Origin of the sequence: Enterobacter sp. PL1 (assembly GCF_945957325.1) — a bacterium.
Taxonomy (GTDB): domain Bacteria; phylum Pseudomonadota; class Gammaproteobacteria; order Enterobacterales; family Enterobacteriaceae; genus Enterobacter; species Enterobacter roggenkampii.
This window is the reverse complement of the sequence record NZ_CAMFKT010000007.1, coordinates 1-15659: the sequence shown is the minus strand read 5'-3', so window position 1 is coordinate 15659 and position 15659 is coordinate 1. Positions and strand designations below refer to the sequence as shown.

Here is a 15659-nt window from a genome sequence, read left to right as displayed (position 1 = left end):
ATCGCCTTTCCCCTCATGGGGAGCGATTATTCCACGATGAACAGCGGCTTACCAGTCATCTCTTCAGGGATCGGCATCCCCATCAGCGACAACATGGTTGGCGCGATGTCAGAAAGCTTGCCGCCTTCTACGGCTTTCACTGATTTATCACCCACATAAATCAGCGGAACCGGCAGGTTGGTGTGGGCGGTGTGCGCCTGTCCGGTCGCCGGGTCGCGCATCTGTTCAGCGTTACCGTGATCCGCGGTGATCAGCAGCTGGCCGCCAACGGATTCAACCGCTTTCGCCACCTGCTCAACGCAGTGGTCCAGCGCTTCAACCGCTTTCACTGCCGCTTCCATCACCCCGGTATGACCGACCATGTCGCCGTTCGGGTAGTTACAGATGATAGTGTCGTATTTGCCGCTCTCGATGGCCGCAACCAATTTTTCAGTCAATTCTGCAGAGCTCATCTCTGGCTGCAGATCGTAGGTGGCGACTTTCGGGGAGTTGATCAGAATACGTTCTTCGCCTTTGAACGGCTCTTCAACGCCACCGTTAAAGAAGAAGGTCACGTGCGCGTATTTTTCCGTTTCGGAAATACGCAGCTGCGTTTTGTCGTTCTTCGCCATCCACTCACCGAAGGTGTTTGCCAGCGAGGCGGGTGGGTACGCACACGGCGCTTTGATGTCTGCGGCGTATTCGGTCAGCTGGATGAAGTCGATGTTTACCACTTTCTTACGGGCAAAACCGTCGAAGTCGCTGTTGACGAACGCACGGGTGATTTCGCGCGCGCGGTCAGCGCGGAAGTTCATGAAGATCAGCGCGTCGCCGTCTTCCATGGCGGCATCGGCCTGGCCTTCCGCGCGAATCACGGACGCTTTCACGAATTCGTCGTTTTCATCGCGTGCATAAGCCGCTTCCAGCGCTTCAACGGCGGTCGCGAACTGGAATTCCCCTTTTGCCAGGGTCAGCAGGTCATAGGCCTGTTCAACGCGATCCCAGCGGTTGTCGCGGTCCATGGCGTAGTAACGACCAATGATGGAGGCCACGCGGCCTTTACCCAGCGCGGCGAATTTGTCTTCGAAGGCTTTCAGGGAGCCTTCCGCACTGCGTGGCGGCGTGTCGCGGCCGTCCAGGAAGGCGTGCAGATAGATTTTTTCCGCACCGCGCTCAGCGGCCAGTTCAACCATCGCCATGATGTGATCTTCGTGGCTGTGAACGCCGCCAGCAGAGAGCAGACCCATGATGTGAACGGCCTTGCCAGCAGCAACGGCTTTATCAACCGCGCCACACAACGTTGGGTTGGAGAAGAAGGTGCGTTCTTTGATTTCAACGTCCAGACGCGTCAGGTCCTGATACACGATACGCCCGGCGCCCAGGTTAACGTGACCGACTTCGGAGTTGCCCATCTGGCGGTCCGGCAGGCCCACTTCCAGGCCAGACGCGTCAATCAGCGTATGCGGACGTTTTGCCCACAGGGCATCCATGACCGGGGTTTTGGCGTTGAAAATAGCGTTATCCTGGCTGTCTTCACGGTAGCCATAGCCATCCAGAATCACCAGTACCATAGGTTTTTTAGAAACCGACATTGCGACAACCTCATGCTCAAGAGTCAAAATTTGCGTAATTTTACTACAGCTGAATCGATCAAATAGCCGCAGAAGATCAAAGAAAGCGCAGGGGCAAGGGACTCGCCAGACCATTTTGAGGCATTTTTTTAGGTGGCATGCCGCAGAAAATGGATTAGGTTAGGGTCGCTGGCTGTATTTGCCAGAACGCACAGGTATACTCCTGTCCTGGTTTTTTTAATCACTAAGTCGGGAGTAGTTACCCTCCATGCAAGAAATTATGCAATTCGTTAGCCGCCATCCGGTTCTGAGCATCGCGTGGATTGGCCTGCTGGCTGCTGTGCTGTTCACCACATTTAAGAGCCTGACGTCTAAGATTAAGGTTATCACCCGTGGTGAAGCGACGCGTCTGATTAACAAAGAAGATGCTGTCGTGGTCGATCTGCGTCAGCGTGACGATTTCCGCAAAGGGCACATTGCAGGTGCGATTAACCTGCTGCCCGCTGAAATCAAAGCGAACAACGTGGGCGAGCTTGAGAAGCATAAAGCCCAGCCGATTATCGTTGTTGACGGTACCGGCATGCAGGCGCAGGAATCCGCCAGCCTGCTACATAAAGCAGGCTTCGAAAACGTATCTGTGCTGAAAGAAGGCATTTCCGGCTGGAGCGGGGAAAATCTTCCTTTGGTACGCGGTAAATAAGGAGTTCAGTCATGGCCCATATTGAGATCTACACCAAAGCGACGTGCCCGTTCTGCCACCGTGCGAAAGCGCTGCTGAACAGCAAAGGCGTCACGTTCCAGGAACTGCCGATTGACGGTGACGCGATTAAACGCGAAGAGATGATCCAACGTAGTGGTCGTACGACGGTTCCACAGATTTTTATTGATGCGCAGCACATTGGCGGCTGTGATGACTTGTATGCGCTCGATGCCCGTGGTGGACTCGATCCGCTGCTGAGCTAAGAGACTTTAGGACAATTAAAAAGGGTATTTCCATGTCAGAACAAAGCAATAATGAAATGATTTTCCAGATCCAGCGCATCTACACCAAAGATGTCTCTTTTGAAGCGCCAAATGCGCCGCACGTTTTCCAGAAAGACTGGCAGCCAGAGGTTAAACTTGATCTGGATACCGCATCAACCCAACTGGCTGATGACGTGTATGAAGTCGTACTGCGTGTGACCGTGACCGCTTCTCTGGGCGAAGAGACTGCTTTCCTGTGTGAAGTACAGCAGGGCGGTATCTTCTCCATCGGCGGTATCGAAGGCAACCAGATGGCGCATTGCCTGGGTGCGTACTGCCCGAACATTCTGTTCCCGTATGCACGTGAATGCATCACCAGCCTGGTTTCTCGCGGTACATTCCCGCAACTGAACCTTGCGCCAGTTAACTTTGATGCGCTGTTCATGAACTATCTGCAGCAGCAGGCTGGCGAAGGTGCTGAACAACATCAGGATGCCTGATGAGCACTGTTAATGCGTCAATGACTGTGATCGGTGCCGGCTCATACGGCACCGCTCTTGCCATCACGCTGGCAAGAAATGGTCACGATGTGGTCCTGTGGGGCCACGACCCAAAACATATCGCGACGCTACAGCGCGACCGCTGTAACGTGGCGTTTCTCCCGGACGTTCCGTTCCCTGACACCCTGCACCTTGAAAGCGACCTTGCGACCGCGCTGGCGGCCAGCCGCAACATTCTGATTGTGGTTCCGAGCCATGTCTTTGGCGACGTGCTGCGTCAGATTAAGCCGCTGATGCGCCCGGATGCGCGCGTTGTCTGGGCGACGAAAGGACTGGAAGCCGAAACCGGACGCCTGCTTCAGGACGTTGCCCGCGAAGCGCTGGGTGATGCGATCCCGCTGGCGGTCATCTCCGGCCCGACCTTTGCCAAAGAGCTGGCCGCTGGCCTGCCGACGGCGATTTCACTGGCCTCCACCGATCGGGCCTTCTCCGACGATCTCCAGCAGTTGCTGCACTGCGGCAAGAGCTTCCGCGTTTACAGCAACCCCGATTTTATCGGCGTGCAGCTGGGCGGCGCGGTGAAGAACGTGATTGCGATTGGCGCCGGGATGTCCGACGGCATTGGTTTTGGTGCCAACGCCCGTACAGCGCTGATCACCCGCGGTCTGACCGAGATGTCCCGCCTGGGCGAAGCGCTGGGTGCCGATCCGGCCACCTTTATGGGAATGGCGGGCCTGGGCGACCTGGTGCTGACCTGTACCGACAACCAGTCTCGTAACCGCCGCTTTGGCATGATGCTTGGACAGGGCAGCGATGTGAAAGACGCGCAGGAGAAGATTGGCCAGGTGGTGGAAGGCTACCGCAATACCAAAGAAGTCCGCGAGCTGGCGCACCGTTTCGGTGTCGAAATGCCAATAACCGAGGAAATTTATCAGGTATTGTATTGCGGAAAAAATGCGCGCGAGGCAGCATTGACCTTATTAGGTCGTGCGCGCAAGGACGAGCGCAGCAGTAACTAGTCGGAACCGTTGTCACCTGAATGACCCAGCCAGCGCAGAACTGGCTGGTCATTAACTATCGTCTGGAGTAAGCAATGCCGTGTGAAGAACTGGATATCGTCTGGAATAACATTAAAGCCGAAGCCCGGGCGCTGGCCGACTGTGAGCCTATGCTGGCCAGTTTCTACCACGCAACGCTACTCAAGCACGAAAACCTCGGCAGCGCGCTGAGCTATATGCTCGCCAACAAGCTGGCGTCCTCGATCATGCCCGCGATTGCGATTCGTGAGGTGGTGGAAGAGGCTTACGCCGCTGATCCGGAAATGATCGCCTCTGCCGCCTGTGATATCCAGGCGGTGCGCACGCGTGACCCGGCGGTCGATAAATACTCTACGCCGCTGCTGTACCTGAAAGGCTTCCACGCCCTGCAGGCTTACCGCATCGGCCACTGGCTATGGAATGAAGGCCGCCGCGCGCTGGCGATCTTCCTGCAAAACCAGGTTTCCGTGACGTTTCAGGTTGATATTCACCCGGCGGCGAAGATTGGCCGCGGGATCATGCTCGACCACGCTACCGGGATCGTTGTCGGGGAAACGGCGGTGATTGAAGACGACGTCTCGATCCTGCAGTCGGTTACCCTGGGCGGTACCGGGAAAACCAGCGGCGATCGCCACCCGAAAATTCGTGAAGGGGTGATGATTGGCGCGGGTGCCAAAATCCTCGGCAATATCGAAGTCGGACGCGGCGCGAAGATCGGCGCAGGCTCCGTGGTGCTCCAGCCGGTGCCGCCGCACACCACCGCCGCTGGCGTACCGGCGCGCATCGTCGGTAAGCCAGACAGCGATAAGCCGTCCATGGATATGGATCAGCACTTCAACGGCATTCACCATACCTTCGAGTATGGTGACGGCATTTAACTTCTGAGAATGGCGCCCGGATATCCCAGCTGGCGCCATGCTTCATACACCACCACCGACACCGCGTTCGACAGGTTCATGCTGCGGCTGTCCGGCATCATCGGAATACGGATTTTCTGCTCAGCGGGCAGGGCATCCAGGATCGTGGCCGGCAGGCCGCGGGTTTCCGGGCCAAACATCAGATAGTCACCTGCCTGATAGCTTACGGCGCTGTGCGCTGGCGTGCCTTTGGTGGTCAGGGCGAACATGCGCTGCGGCTGCTCTGCTTCCAGAAACGCGGCGTAATCGTGGTGGCGAATAACGGCGGTAAATTCATGATAATCCAGCCCTGCGCGACGCAGGCGTTTGTCGTCCCACGTAAAGCCCATCGGCTCAATAATGTGCAGACGAAAACCGGTGTTGGCACACAGGCGGATAATATTGCCGGTATTCGGCGGAATTTCTGGTTCGAATAAAACGATGTTAAGCATGCTGCCCCCTTAATTGCGGGGGCAGGATAGCAGAAAAGAGAGGAACTACGCGACGCCGGGTTCCTGCGAGCGGCTGTACAGCATTTTGTAGACGGTTGCCGCCGCGGCCACCAGGGCGGGCACGCTGAGGATCATTAAAATACTGTCCGCCTGCCACTGCATGGAAAGAAGCTGGGCGCTGGTCATGGTGCCCGCCACGCCGCCAAAGCGGCCGATGCCCTGCATCCAGGCGATGCCCGTCGCGCGGCACTCGGTAGGGTAAAAGGTGGCGGCCAGGGTCTGCATGCCCGACTGCGCACCGTTCATCGCGATCCCCATCAGGAAGATCAGCCCGCCAAACAGGGCGATATGGTTATGCTCAATGCCCAGTAACAGAATAAGGCCCATCGTCAGGACGAAACCACACGCAACCACCCTGTGCGCTTCCCAGCGGTCCATCATCCAGCCTGCGAGCAGGATCCCCGCGGTACCGCCGAAGGTGAACAGCGAAGTCAGCCAGGCGGATTCCGCCAGGGCATAGCCCATGCCCTGCATCAGCGTCGGCATCCAGCTCAGCAGGACGTAATAAATCACCAGTCCCATAAAGTAGGTGATCCACAGCATCAGGGTGCCGGGTAGCCAGGGCATGGAAAACAGCTGCGACACGCTCCCTTTTTTCGACGCGACCTTCTCCTCCGCCAGGAAAAAGCCCGTGACGCCCTCCAGCGTGCTGCGCGAGAACCGGCTGGCGATACGGCGGACCTGCATGATGTCTTTCCCGCGCTGCACCAGAAACTTCACCGACTCCGGTAAAAGCAGCGCCAGCAGCAGCGTTAAAACCAGCGGCGCAATTGCGCCGGTCAGCAGCACGCTTCGCCAGCCGTGGTGGGGAATCAGCCAGGACGAGATCGCGCCGCCGCCCGCCGCACCCAGAGGGAAGCCGCAGTACATGGTGTTAATCGCCATGGCGCGACAGCGCTGGGGGGCAAACTCGGAGATCAGCGTAATGGCGTTCGGCATGGCGGCACCGAGCCCCAGGCCGGTCAGGAAGCGCCACAGCGTCAGGGTATTCAGGCTTTGCGCCCAGGCCGTCCCCAGGCTCGCGAGGCCGAAGAACAGGCAGGAGAAGACCAGCACGCGCTTGCGTCCCACTCGGTCCGATACCGGACCGGCAATCAGCGCGCCCAGCGACAGCCCCAGCAGCGCGGCGCTCAGCACCGGCCCCAGATCCTGCTTATGGATCCCCCATTCTGCCGACAGCGTGGGCGCGATGTAGCCCATTGCCGCCGTATCAAAGCCATCGATCGCCAGAACCAGAAAGCCCAGCACAATGAGCAGCCAGTGAAACCCTGAAAAGCGGCTGTCGTCGATCACCTGCTGAATATCCACCTTACCTGAATAGGTCATACGCTCCCCTCTGATGTGATGTTGTTTTTGTGTTCTTGTCTTTGCTTGTCTATACAATTGCGGGCGACAGGTAGATGTCAAATTTTCTTATCCAATATGTTATCTGGATGTTATTTTTGGCATAAAAAAGCGCCCGAGGGGGAGATCGGACGCATGAGAAGAGATGTTAACGTGGGGTAATTCAGGCCGCGTTTCCCTGAGCAAGCGGAGCCAGCGCTGCCGGTAATTTGCTTAACTCCTGAACCAGAGAATCCCTGCTGATTTCGCTAATCGTTTTTGCACCGGTCAGCGTCATCGCTACCTTCATCTCTTTTTCGATCAGGTTAAGCAGATTCGCCACGCCCGCCTGGCCCGCGGTCGCCAGGGCGTACAGATACGCGCGCCCCAGCAGCACGCTGTCGGCACCCAGTGCAATCATGCGCACCACGTCCAGCCCGTTGCGGATCCCGCTGTCGGCCAGGATGGCAATATCGCCTTTCACCGCATCGGCAATGGCCGGCAGGGCGCGGGCGGAGGAGAGCACCCCGTCGAGCTGGCGGCCGCCGTGGTTAGAAACCACAATCCCGTCTGCGCCAAAGCGGACCGCATCGCGGGCATCTTCCGGGTCGAGGATCCCCTTGATCACCATCGGGCCATCCCAGAATTCGCGGATCCACTCCAGGTCTTTCCAGGAGATGGACGGATCGAAGTTGTTCGCCAGCCAGCCGATGTAATCCTCCAGCCCGGTGGGTTTACCCAGATACGCCGAGATATTCCCCAGATCGTGTGGACGACCGTTCAGGCCGACGTCCCACGCCCACTGTGGATGCGTTACCGCCTGCCAGTAGCGGCGGAGCGCCGCATTTGGGCCGCTCATGCCGGAGTGCGCATCGCGGTAGCGCGCGCCGGGGGTCGGCATATCAACGGTAAAGACCAGCGTGGAGCAGCCCGCCGCTTTGGCGCGCTCCAGCGCGTTACGCATAAAGCCGCGATCGCGCAGGACGTACAGCTGGAACCACATCGGGCGCTTGATGGTCGGGGCGACCTCTTCAATCGGGCAGACCGAGACGGTAGAGAGGGTAAACGGAATGCCTTTAGCATCTGCGGCGGCGGCGGCCTGCACTTCACCGCGACGGGCGTACATGCCGCATAAGCCGACAGGTGCGAGCGCGACCGGCATGGAAAGCGTTTCGTTAAACAGTTTTGTCTCAAGGCTCAGGTCAGACATATTCTTCAGCACGCGCTGGCGCAGAGCCACCTCCGACAGATCTTCCACGTTGCGGCGCAGGGTGTATTCGGCATACGCTCCGCCGTCGATATAGTGGAACAGGAACGGGGGCAAAATGCGCTGCGCTGCGGCGCGATAGTCACTGGCTGCTGAAATAATCATGCTTTGTTCTCCCTGGAAATATCACTGTCGCCAGGCAGACGGGTAATACGCGCCTGTCGGGCCTGGTCTTCATCGAATCGTTTGATGGTGGTATGCACGAAACCGAGATGCGCCATCATCGCTTTCCGCGCGGCTTCGGCATCACCGGCCAGAATGGCGTTGAGCACCGCCTCGTGTTGTTCGGTCAGCTGGGCAAACACCGGCGGAACCAGATACATCCGCTGGCGGCTCTGCTTCACGGAGGATTGCAGCAGGTCGAAGAACCCGCGCATGGTCTGGAGCAGCACGACGTTGTGCGACGCCTCGGCAATCGCCAGGTGAAAACGCACGTCCGCCTGGGAGGCGATGTCCGGGTCGCTGCTTTGCGTGGCCTCAAAGCAGGCGATGAGTTTCTCTTTGTCGGCGTCGGTTGCCCGCATGGCCGCGTGCCAGGCGGTACTGGTTTCGATGGCGTGACGCGCTTCAAGGATGTCGAAGCTGTAGTCCGGGTCGTTCTCCATCAGCGTTTTCAGCGGCTGAACGATGTTTTGCTCGGACCAGTCGTCATGCTGCCAGCGTACAAAGGTGCCGCCGCCGCGACGGCTTACCAGCACCCCTTCGCTGACCAGTGTTGCCAGCGCCTCGCGCAGTGAATTGCGCGACACGCCAAGCTGGGCGGCGAGCTGGCGTTCGGCGGGCAACTTCATGCCCGCTTCCAGCTGTTGTTCTTCAATCAGCGCCCGCACGCGAGAGGCAATCTCGTCGGACAGGCGTCTGGGCATCACTATCATGGGATCATCCAGGTTAAGACATAGGCCTGCAGGGTGGTGATCACCCCGACCATGCAGGTGAATATCAGGCTATGTTTCACGGTAAAGCGGAACAGATCCGACTCTTTACCGACCAGTCCCACCGCCGCACAAGCAATGGCAATGGACTGCGGGGAGATCATTTTCCCGGTCACGCCGCCCGTCGTGTTTGCGGCCACCAGCAGCACGTCCGACACGCCAATCTGCTGGGCCGCCGTTGCCTGCAGTGCGGCAAACAGGGCGTTAGACGAGGTATCGGAACCGGTCAGGAACACCCCCAGCCAGCCGAGGAACGGCGAGAAGAAGGTGAAGGCGTGGCTGGTATGGGCCAGCGCCAGTGCCAGCGTCGACGACAGACCGGAGTAGTTCGAGATAAACGCGAACGCCAGCACCATGCCGATGGAGTAGATCGGCAGCATCAGCTCTTTTACGGTCGCCGCAAAGGTCTGTACCGCCGCCGCAGGCTTCATGCGCAGCCACACCACGGAAAGAATAGCGGCAAACAGGATGGCGGTCCCGGTGGCGGAGAACCAGTCGAATTTATAGACCGCGGCATACGGCGTGGCGGCGTGCACCACCGGCGGCATACGGGCGACCATCTTGTCGAGGAACGGCACCGAAACGTTAATGACCATGTCGTACAGCGCGCCGCCCGGGGCGAACAGGGCTTTAAACGGCGGGATGCTCCACAGCGTAACCGTGGCGGTCAGGAACAGGAACGGCGACCAGGCGCGGATTACCTGGCCTGCGGTGTAGCCGGTGCGGGCCAGCGTTTGATCGACCTGTGAGGCGCCCATGTCGGCGAAGCGGAAAATACGGACCGGCTGCCAGCGTTTCAGGAACAGCGTCAGGCAGACCAGCGACACCAGCGAAGAGATGATGTCCGGCAGCTCCGGGCCAAGGAAGTTCGAGCTGAGGTACTGGGCAATCGCGAACGAACCGCCCGCCACCATCACCGCAGGCCAGGTCTCCTTCACGCCGCGCCAGCCGTCCATAATCGCCATGATCCAGAAGAGGACGATAATGGTCAGGAACGGCAGCTGGCGGCCGACCATCTGACCAATCTCAAAGCTGTCCAGACCGGTCACCTGGCCCGCGACCAGAATCGGAATACCCATCGCGCCAAACGCCACCGGCGCGGTGTTCACAATCAGGCACAGGCCCGCGGCATACAGCGGGTTAAAGCCCAGCCCCACCAGCAGCGCGGCGGTGATCGCCACCGGTGCGCCAAAGCCTGCCGCGCCTTCCAGAAACGCCCCGAAGGAGAAGCCGACAATCAGCATCTGCAGGCGCTGGTCCGGCGTGATGGAGAGAATCGACGAGCGGATGATGTCGAACTGCCCGGTTTTCACCGAGATTTTATAGACGAAGACCGCCGCGATGATGATCCACGCAATCGGCCACAGGCCGTAGAAGAAACCGTAGACGACGGAGGCCAGTGCGCGATCGACCGGCATCTTGTAGAAGAACAGCGCCACCATCAGGGCGATGGCGACGGTGTACGTCGCGGCAAGGTAGCCCTTCAGCTTGAGCTTAATCAGCGCAAAGAAGAAGAACAGGATCGGCAGCGATGCGATCAGGCTCGACAGCCAGATATTTCCGGCCGGGTCGTAGTTTTGTTGCCAGAGGCTCATGCAGGTCTCCTGGGGACCAGACAGCCTGCGCTGCGGGTGAGTCTCCGCTCATCTCTGCGTCACAGTCTGTGTAAAAGTGGTCCTGCCAATGTTGTGTTGTAGGGTTAATGACAATGAATGGTTAACCAGATGTTATGAGCTAGCAATGGTTTTGTGAGCGGAAATAATGGAATTGTGAACCGGGGGAGGATTGATTGCGCTATTGGTTGGACCAATTCACGCGAAGGGGAAAAGAGTAGGCCGGGTAAGCGCAGCGCCACCCGGCATGAAATCAGAACGCCGTCTTACAAAAACCCGTCATCTCTTTCAGGCCCATTTCGCGGCCAAGCTCGGTCATCGGGTGAACCACCACCAGACCACGGACGCTTTTCTTCAGCTTGCCCATGTCGGCCTGCTCTTTTTTGGTGATCGCACGGCGGTGCGGCATGTTCATCAGCTTCTGCGCTTCTTTGCTCAGCTTCTGGCCTTTGACCTCGCGCAGGCGCTCAATCTCCGCTTCCAGCTTTGCGGTCTCTTTTTCAAGCTCGGCATATTTCTCGGCGGAATCGACCAGCGACAGGCCCGCCATCTGGTGGCGGATGAGATCCAGGCGGTCGCTCAGGCGTTTAATTTCGTTCTTTTCGACTTCTTTCATGACAAATAACTCTGAAAACGGGGAATTTACAGGGAAGGATACACCAATGTGAGCAGGCTTACTTCTGAAACGCTTTTTTTAAGCTGATTCGGGAAATCAGCTCAGTCAGGGAAAGGACCATCGTAGAACGGACAACCTGTTGATAACGCAGCTTTTGCATCGCGTAGAGTTCCGGGTCGCTGTTATCAAACTGCGGTGCCGGAGGGAGCGCGGTGACGCAGTGCAGCTCGCCGAACGGCCCCAGGATCTCATCGTCGGTAAAGGTGTATTCGTTACCGTCATGGTTGAGCTCTTCGCGCAGCGCCATTAGCAGCTCCGCATCTTCATACTCTTGTCGGTTCAGCACGCCAAGACCATAAATCAGCTTCAGACGCACGGATAAATCGCCCAGCGGTCCATCTCCGTCCAGTAACGGTTCTACAGCATATTTTACCGCGTAGTCGTCTTTGCGAAACACCTGAAGCACCAGGATATTCACCGCCTCGGTTAACAGCTCGACGGCGGCAATCAGGAAGCTTCGTACGGTTTTGCCAGCATTCAGACGCTCAAGCACACGATTTTCAAAGGCCTGGGTTTGTTCCATTATTGCCTGCATATCTGACAATCTGTAATCAGGGCGCAGGATTACCTGCGCCGCATTCTGCATCATTTGGTTGCGTTGTATGCGTTAACCGCCTCCACAACCACGTCGCTGTTGGCGTCCAGACCGGAAATCTGCGCCAGCGCAGCCTGCGCGCCTTTGTTATCAATCAGCTGAGCCAGTTCCTGCGCCTGTGGATCCTGCTCGCTGCGGTAGTGCATCGCGGCGGCAATTCCTTTCACCAGGTTGGCGTGCGGTAGACCGTATTCCAGCGTGCCCAGCAGCGGCTTAATCAGGCGGTCGCCCGCGCTCAACTTACGCAGCGGCTGGCGGCCCACGCGCTCAACGTCATCTTTCAGATACGGGTTTTCAAAGCGACCGAGGATTTTCTGGATGTATGCTGCGTGTTTCTCAGCATCAAAACCGTAGCGTTTGATCAGCACCGCGCCGCTCTCTTCCATTGCCCCTTTTACCACCGCCCGGATCTTCTCATCGAGGATCGCGTCACGAATGGTCTGATGACCGGCCAATTTTCCGAGGTACGCGGTTATAGCATGCCCGGTGTTCAGCGTGAAGAGTTTGCGTTCGACAAATGCCATCAGGTTATCGGTTAATTCCATTCCCGGAATAGTAGGCAAGTCGCCTTTAAACTGGGTTTTATCAACGATCCACTCGCTGAAGGTTTCCACGGTCACTTCCAGCGGGTCGTTGGTGGCAGATTCTGACGGCGGAACGATGCGGTCCACGGCGGAATCCACAAAACCGACGTGCGCTTCCACCCAGGCTTTGTCTTCATCTGCCACAGCGTTGAGAACGTGGCCTTTCAGCTGCGTGGTGCCGCGCACCATGTTTTCACAGGCGATGATGTTCAGCGGGGTGTCGATACCCTGCGCTTTACGTTTTGCCAGGCCTTTCGCGACCGCAGGGGCGATGCGCTCAAGCACAACCGGGCCCACGGCGGTGGTGACCAGATCGACGCTGGCGATAAGATCAATAACGTCGTCGCCGATGCTGCTGACCGCGTTGACGCCAGATACTGTCTCAACCTGCTCGTTTTCGCCCACCACATGGACCTGATAGCTATGACGGGCATTCAGGGCATCCAGGACGACCTGATTCACATCGGCGAATGTCAGGGTAATGCCCGCGTCTGCCAGCAGTTTACCGATAAAACCACGACCGATATTACCTGCGCCAAAATGTAATGCTTTCATAGTGTTAACCTTCATCAATGTTTTTACCCGAGAGGGCTGGGGTGAGGAACGTTTTCCCCTCACCCTAGCCCTCTCCCCGGGGGGAGAGGGAGGAGTACCGTTATTTGTTAAGCAGAGCCAGAACTTCTTCAACGCTGGTGGTGTTCGCCAGACGCTCAATAACCGTTTCATCATCCAGCGCGTTGGTCAGGCTGGTAATCACCTGAATGTGCTCGTTGTTGCGAGCGGCGATACCAATTACCAGACGGGCGATGTCATCTTCTTCTTCACCGAAGCGCACGCCCTGCGGGTACTGACAGAATACGACGCCGGTTTTCAGGACGCGATCTTTCGCTTCAACCGTACCGTGCGGCACCGCGATGGATTCGCCCAGATAGGTTGGCGTCAGTTTTTCGCGTTCCAGCATCGCGTCGACATATTCAGGCTGAACGTAGCCGCCTTTCACCAGCTGCTCACCGGCAAAGCGAATCGCGTCTTCTTTGGTGGCCGCGGTACGACCGAGGAAGATGTTTTCCGCACCCAGCTTAAACAGGTGGGCGTTGCTCTCGTCAAAGCTGTCCTGCAGGCTGGAGCGCACTTTCACTTCGTTGTCTTCGTGACGCTGCGCGGCAACCAGACGTTCGGTCAGGCTGGTGTACAGGCCGCTGTCGAGGAAGTTGGTCAGCGAAATGTGCTGTGCCTGCGGCACCTGGCGCATGGCGCGTTCAGTCAGATCGCGGTGCGTAATCACCAGGTCAACATCCGGCGGCAGGCTGTTAATGGCGCTGTTGGTCACGGAGATGTTGGTCAGGCCTGCATCCTGCACTTTCTTACGCAGCACGCCTGCACCCATTGCGCTGGAACCCATACCGGCATCACAGGCAACGATGATTTTACGCACGTGGCTCAGGTCGTTAGAAACATCACCTGCTGCCAGTGGCGTTGCGCCTTTGGATTCGGCTTTCATATCGTGCATACGACGGGTTGCGGCTTCGATGTCATCATCTTCTTTCACCTTGCTGGTTTTCAGCAGGATAGAAGAGACCACGAAGGAGACGGCCATTGCCGCAAAGATAGCTGCGAGGTTCGCGAAATAAGCGCCTTTTGGCGTCATCGCCAGTACCGCCAGGATAGAACCCGGAGAGGCCGGAGAAACCAGACCACCGCCCAGGACGCTCAGCGTGAACACGCCGGTCATACCGCCGAGGATAACGGCCAGGATCAGACGTGGGTTCATCAGCACGTATGGGAAGTAAATTTCATGGATACCGCCCAGGAAGTGGATGATCGCCGCACCGCCAGCAGACTGTTTTGCGCTGCCACGGCCAAAGAAGATGTACGCCAGCAGTACGCCCATACCCGGACCCGGGTTGGCTTCAATCAGGAAGAAGATGGATTTGCCGAGATCGTGTGACTGCTGAATGCCCAGCGGCGAGAAGATACCGTGGTTGATGGCGTTGTTAAGGAACAGGATTTTCGCCGGTTCAACAAAGATAGACGCCAGCGGCAGCATCTCGTGCGCCACCATGAAGTTAACGCCTGCCGCCAGAATTTTAGACAGCACTTCAACCGCAGGGCCAATGCCGAGGAACGCCAGAATGGCGAGGATCATCCCGATGATGCCCGCAGAGAAGTTGTTCACCAGCATTTCGAAGCCGGATTTGATCTTACCATCAACCCAGACGTCGAATTTCTTAATCGCCCAACCGCCCAGAGGACCGGCAATCATCGCACCGAGGAACATCGGCATATCCGCACCGACGATAACACCCATGGTTGTGATGGCACCCACGACGCCACCACGGTCACCGCCCACCAGACGACCCCCGGTGAAACCGATGAGCAGCGGCAGGAGATAGGTAATCATTGGGCCAACAAGTTTCGCCAGCGTTTCGTTAGGCAACCACCCTGTCGGAATGAACAATGCAGTGATGATACCCCACGCGATAAACGCGCCGATATTTGGCATCACCATGTTGCTGAGGAAACGACCAAAGCTTTGAACTTTGATCTTGAAATCGGATGACATAAAACACCCCTTCTTCTGTTTACGCTTAGGCTTATGGCCCGAGGTTTATTGTTAATGAGGCGGCAGAGGTAGCCGGGCCCTGTTCTGATGCTGTGAAATCTGGCACTGAATCGTTCAACTGTCCAGACAGGGAAAATTTATGTGATGTGTGTCACGTAAAGGCAGGGGGTAGGGATGTCAATGAAGTGATCTCAATCACAAAATAAGTGGGCAAAAAAAATACGATGGCGAGAAAAAAAGCAAAATCCACCCCATAGTGTGATTGCCGTCACGTTTTGTCATGACGTGTTTGTTTCTGGATTGTGACTGATTTCACAAAATATTTTTATGCAGATTTCTCCGGCTGTGATCGGCGGCAAACTCTGCTTCGCGTTTCAGCGCCAGGATGATATGGCACGACACGATAAGCTAAAAAACCACTTTTGATGTGTGGTATGGCGAAAAGTTAAAAGGTGGATTACGCTCATATTGTAAGGTTAAGTCTATTATTATTCAGGATATATTTTGACACGCTTATAAACTTGCATGGAGATATTATAAAAACTCATACTCCCCGGCTCGGAAATAGTAAGCACATCCCCGTGTTTATAAAAAAATTAATTAGGTTGCGTACCGTTTTATTAATTTAATGAGTTGACGTTGTTTAAG

The 15659-nt window shown here is 57.0% G+C and carries 15 protein-coding genes; 5 read left to right on the top strand and 10 right to left on the bottom strand.

The features are described 5' to 3' along the window. Positions 1 to 26: 26 nt before the first annotated feature. On the bottom strand, positions 27 to 1571 hold the full coding sequence (gene gpmM, locus N6P30_RS08180; protein WP_023294812.1) for a 2,3-bisphosphoglycerate-independent phosphoglycerate mutase: 1545 nt from the start codon (positions 1569 to 1571) through the stop codon (positions 27 to 29). 247 nt (positions 1572 to 1818) lie between these two features. Between gpmM and N6P30_RS08175 the strand changes: the two genes are divergently transcribed. The 5 genes from N6P30_RS08175 (at position 1819) to cysE (ending at position 4928) form a co-directional block, all read left to right on the top strand. Further along, the gene (locus N6P30_RS08175; protein WP_008502714.1) at positions 1819 to 2250 is read left to right on the top strand and encodes a rhodanese-like domain-containing protein; all 432 of its coding nucleotides are present in this window, start codon (positions 1819 to 1821) and stop codon (positions 2248 to 2250) included. 11 nt (positions 2251 to 2261) lie between these two features. After that, entirely contained in the window at positions 2262 to 2513 is a 252-nt protein-coding gene (gene grxC, locus N6P30_RS08170; protein ID WP_008502715.1) for a glutaredoxin 3, read from the top strand. Between the two features lie 32 nt (positions 2514 to 2545). Then, positions 2546 to 3013, top strand: coding sequence for a protein-export chaperone SecB (gene secB, locus N6P30_RS08165; protein ID WP_008502716.1), 468 nt, complete (start codon positions 2546 to 2548; stop codon positions 3011 to 3013). Continuing rightward, a complete protein-coding gene (gpsA, locus tag N6P30_RS08160) occupies positions 3013 to 4032 on the top strand; it encodes an NAD(P)H-dependent glycerol-3-phosphate dehydrogenase (protein ID WP_008502717.1) in 1020 nt (339 codons plus the stop codon). The genes secB and gpsA overlap by 1 nt, the downstream gene beginning before the upstream one ends. Positions 4033 to 4106: 74 nt before the next feature. Further along, positions 4107 to 4928: a serine O-acetyltransferase gene (cysE, locus tag N6P30_RS08155; RefSeq protein ID WP_008502718.1), complete on the top strand. Its 822-nt coding sequence runs from the start codon at positions 4107 to 4109 to the stop codon at positions 4926 to 4928. Here cysE and trmL read toward each other — a convergent pair. The 9 genes from trmL to N6P30_RS08110 form a co-directional block, all read right to left on the bottom strand. Beyond that, entirely contained in the window at positions 4925 to 5398 is a 474-nt protein-coding gene (trmL, locus tag N6P30_RS08150; protein WP_021242431.1) for a tRNA (uridine(34)/cytosine(34)/5-carboxymethylaminomethyluridine(34)-2'-O)-methyltransferase TrmL, read from the bottom strand. The two genes, cysE and trmL, sit on opposite strands and share 4 nt — an antisense overlap. 45 nt (positions 5399 to 5443) lie before the next feature. Next, positions 5444 to 6784: an MFS transporter gene (locus N6P30_RS08145; RefSeq protein WP_023294813.1), complete on the bottom strand. Its 1341-nt coding sequence runs from the start codon at positions 6782 to 6784 to the stop codon at positions 5444 to 5446. 181 nt (positions 6785 to 6965) lie between these two features. After that, positions 6966 to 8153 (bottom strand): quinone-dependent L-lactate dehydrogenase, encoded by a 1188-nt coding sequence (gene lldD, locus N6P30_RS08140; protein ID WP_008502721.1) that lies wholly within the window; start codon positions 8151 to 8153, stop codon positions 6966 to 6968. After that, positions 8150 to 8923 carry a transcriptional regulator LldR gene (lldR, locus tag N6P30_RS08135; protein ID WP_023294814.1) on the bottom strand — a complete coding sequence of 258 codons (774 nt, stop codon included), beginning with the start codon at positions 8921 to 8923 and terminating at the stop codon, positions 8150 to 8152. The genes lldD and lldR overlap by 4 nt, the downstream gene beginning before the upstream one ends. Then, a complete protein-coding gene (gene lldP, locus N6P30_RS08130) occupies positions 8920 to 10575 on the bottom strand; it encodes an L-lactate permease (RefSeq protein WP_023294815.1) in 1656 nt (551 codons plus the stop codon). The genes lldR and lldP overlap by 4 nt, the downstream gene beginning before the upstream one ends. A gap of 271 nt (positions 10576 to 10846) precedes the next feature. Further along, the gene (locus N6P30_RS08125; protein ID WP_008502724.1) at positions 10847 to 11209 is read right to left on the bottom strand and encodes a YibL family ribosome-associated protein; all 363 of its coding nucleotides are present in this window, start codon (positions 11207 to 11209) and stop codon (positions 10847 to 10849) included. A gap of 58 nt (positions 11210 to 11267) precedes the next feature. Next, positions 11268 to 11858, bottom strand: coding sequence for a mannitol operon repressor MtlR (gene mtlR, locus N6P30_RS08120; protein WP_008502725.1), 591 nt, complete (start codon positions 11856 to 11858; stop codon positions 11268 to 11270). Further along, a complete protein-coding gene (gene mtlD / locus N6P30_RS08115) occupies positions 11855 to 13018 on the bottom strand; it encodes a mannitol-1-phosphate 5-dehydrogenase (protein ID WP_084832070.1) in 1164 nt (387 codons plus the stop codon). The genes mtlR and mtlD overlap by 4 nt, the downstream gene beginning before the upstream one ends. Positions 13019 to 13103: 85 nt before the next feature. After that, positions 13104 to 15011: a PTS mannitol transporter subunit IICBA gene (locus N6P30_RS08110; RefSeq protein ID WP_023294817.1), complete on the bottom strand. Its 1908-nt coding sequence runs from the start codon at positions 15009 to 15011 to the stop codon at positions 13104 to 13106. Positions 15012 to 15659 lie beyond the last annotated feature (648 nt).

Bases quoted from the DNA above. Each gene is read 5' to 3' on its own strand.
- gpmM (WP_023294812.1), bottom strand. From the start codon at position 1,571: ATGTCGGTTTCTAAAAAACCTATGGTACTGGTGATTCTGGATGGCTAT.
- N6P30_RS08175 (WP_008502714.1), top strand. From the start codon at position 1,819: ATGCAAGAAATTATGCAATTCGTTAGCCGCCATCCGGTTCTGAGCATC.
- grxC (WP_008502715.1), top strand. From the start codon at position 2,262: ATGGCCCATATTGAGATCTACACCAAAGCGACGTGCCCGTTCTGCCAC.
- secB (WP_008502716.1), top strand. From the start codon at position 2,546: ATGTCAGAACAAAGCAATAATGAAATGATTTTCCAGATCCAGCGCATC.
- gpsA (WP_008502717.1), top strand. From the start codon at position 3,013: ATGAGCACTGTTAATGCGTCAATGACTGTGATCGGTGCCGGCTCATAC.
- cysE (WP_008502718.1), top strand. From the start codon at position 4,107: ATGCCGTGTGAAGAACTGGATATCGTCTGGAATAACATTAAAGCCGAA.
- trmL (WP_021242431.1), bottom strand. From the start codon at position 5,398: ATGCTTAACATCGTTTTATTCGAACCAGAAATTCCGCCGAATACCGGC.
- N6P30_RS08145 (WP_023294813.1), bottom strand. From the start codon at position 6,784: ATGACCTATTCAGGTAAGGTGGATATTCAGCAGGTGATCGACGACAGC.
- lldD (WP_008502721.1), bottom strand. From the start codon at position 8,153: ATGATTATTTCAGCAGCCAGTGACTATCGCGCCGCAGCGCAGCGCATT.
- lldR (WP_023294814.1), bottom strand. From the start codon at position 8,923: ATGATAGTGATGCCCAGACGCCTGTCCGACGAGATTGCCTCTCGCGTG.
- lldP (WP_023294815.1), bottom strand. From the start codon at position 10,575: ATGAGCCTCTGGCAACAAAACTACGACCCGGCCGGAAATATCTGGCTG.
- N6P30_RS08125 (WP_008502724.1), bottom strand. From the start codon at position 11,209: ATGAAAGAAGTCGAAAAGAACGAAATTAAACGCCTGAGCGACCGCCTG.
- mtlR (WP_008502725.1), bottom strand. From the start codon at position 11,858: ATGATGCAGAATGCGGCGCAGGTAATCCTGCGCCCTGATTACAGATTG.
- mtlD (WP_084832070.1), bottom strand. From the start codon at position 13,018: ATGAAGGTTAACACTATGAAAGCATTACATTTTGGCGCAGGTAATATC.
- N6P30_RS08110 (WP_023294817.1), bottom strand. From the start codon at position 15,011: ATGTCATCCGATTTCAAGATCAAAGTTCAAAGCTTTGGTCGTTTCCTC.